This window comes from Cyanobacteriota bacterium (assembly GCA_025054735.1).
Classification (GTDB): Bacteria; Cyanobacteriota; Cyanobacteriia; order SKYG9; family SKYG9; genus SKYG9.
This window is the reverse complement of the sequence record JANWZG010000554.1, coordinates 1-2,016: the sequence shown is the minus strand read 5'-3', so window position 1 is coordinate 2,016 and position 2,016 is coordinate 1. Positions and strand designations below refer to the sequence as shown.

Annotated in this window: 2 protein-coding genes; one reads left to right on the top strand and one right to left on the bottom strand. The window is 46.5% G+C overall.

Features of this window, described 5'->3' with window-relative positions:
* A partial coding sequence (locus tag NZ772_18065; protein MCS6815461.1) for a phosphoglucomutase/phosphomannomutase family protein occupies positions 1 to 662 on the top strand: 662 nt, incomplete at its 5' end.
* Between the two features lie 268 nt (positions 663 to 930).
* On the opposite strand, the gene NZ772_18060 is transcribed toward NZ772_18065, so the two are convergent.
* Positions 931 to 1,734 (bottom strand): MOSC N-terminal beta barrel domain-containing protein, encoded by an 804-nt coding sequence (locus NZ772_18060; GenBank protein MCS6815460.1) that lies wholly within the window; start codon positions 1,732 to 1,734, stop codon positions 931 to 933.
* Positions 1,735 to 2,016: the final 282 nt, after the last annotated feature.

Genomic DNA, 2,016 nt, shown 5'->3' with positions numbered 1-2,016 from the left:
ACTTCCTTAGCTCCCAGGTGTTAATCCCCATTCTCATTGAACACTTGGCCATGCGCCGGGGCTATAGCGGCGAAGTGGTGAAAACAGTCAGTGGCTCTGACCTTATGCCTAAGGTGGCCAACCTGTTCAATCTGCCCCTGTTTGAAACGCCTGTCGGTTACAAGTACATTGCTGATCGCATGTTAGAAACCCAGGTGCTGCTAGGTGGGGAAGAATCCGGTGGCATCGGCTATGGGCACCATATTCCTGAACGCGATGCCCTGTTGTCAGCGTTGTACGTGCTAGAAGCGGTTGCCCAATCCCGTCAAGATCTCAGTGCCCTATACCGCAGCTTGCAGGAGCGCACTGGGTTTGCGTCAGCCTACGATCGCATTGACCTCACCCTAGCTGGCATGGATGACCGATCGCGTCTGCTGGAACAACTGCAATCTCAACCCCCCCAAACCATTGCTGGACAACATGTGGTGGACTGCAACACGATCGACGGCTACAAATTTCGATTAGCCGATGGTCGATGGTTGATGATCCGCTTCAGTGGTACAGAACCAGTGTTACGGCTCTACTGCGAAGCCGCTACTCCAGACACTGTGCATGAAACCCTCACATGGGCAAAGAACTGGGCTACAGCAAGTCATACCAATTCCAGCAATACCCCCTCATAGATCCACCCTCGACTGTAACCTGTCAATGCCGCTACCTCTTCAGGGGTTTCCCTTGCGCTAAGAGCTAGATGATCTAGTAGTAACTGCATTCAATCCCTGTTTTTGCTTACATCACAGCCGGTTAATAGCTACAGTTAGTGGGAGGCGGAGAGAAGGATTGGGGTAAGGGTAACTGTTGCAACCTGATACAAGTTTTGTTGCTTCAGCTATCGGTTGGAACAATTATCTAAGGCTTGGTTGTTGGTGCTTGAGGTCAAACTATTGAAAGTCACTGGTTAGATGAGTCAATCCTAAGTTCGTCACCAATACAAATTGTTTTTCCTGCTTCAGTAACAGGTAGCTGTGTGTTAACCGCCAGGCGGTAGAAGTGATTAAAGCGCGTTCGCTCTGACCATTCAGGTAACGTAGCTTGTCGTTGTGTGATAAATGTTTTTTGGAAATTTGGGTAAACTGCCCCAGTTTGAGAATCGCGAGTAACTACGACGCAGCGTTGGCAAGGATTAATCCCCATAAATCGGACATCTCCAATCTGGAAATGAACAACTCTTCCTGCTTTTGCAAACAATCGATCTTCCCAAAATGGAGGAACACCTGAAATTTCGATGTTCGTACGAAAGCGCAGACGGATTTCTTCAACGTTAAGTCCGGGATACCAGGAGGCAATCACTGCTAGCGTTGCTGTACTGACGATCGTTGGACCAGGAGATTCTGTGTCATCTGGAAAGCCTCTGTCAAGGTTTCGTTTAACCTCTACTGGAAAACCAAAGTATTCACCTAGCCAATCTTCAAGAGCATCACGCTCCCTCTCGATATGAAACTCATTGGTGTGGTTGGTTCCCTGCACCCGCAGTGAAACAATGTTGGTGTCGAGATTAAACTTAGAGCGTAAAGCATGAACTTTTTTATTTCGCTTCCCATTGACAACGTAGCCCTGTTGGTCAAAGATTGCAAACTCACGATCGTGCCTCAGCGCACCACTGTTGAGTACAGTAACTGTCTCAATATCAACTCGATCCAAAGATTTAATTGGGTAAACAAACAATCGTGAAACATGAGGAATCATGCTGATCATCAGTAACTCCTAAGTAATGTGTGCGAAGCTTTGTAAGATACAACAAATTTCTGTATCCTGTCATTCAGAGCATTTAGACAGTAAGAAATTCAAGCATTAAAGTGTGCCGCATCATCCGGATGTAAAGTGAATTCTTCCTCATGTAGAATCAGGTAACATTGACTAGCGAGAACGTAAAATTACTCTTCACCTTCATAAGGATAGAAACGTGCCTTCTGTCGATTCGTAGGAATTGTGACGTGAATAGGATGTAAGTTAGTTGAATTCTCTTTACTCAAGAGC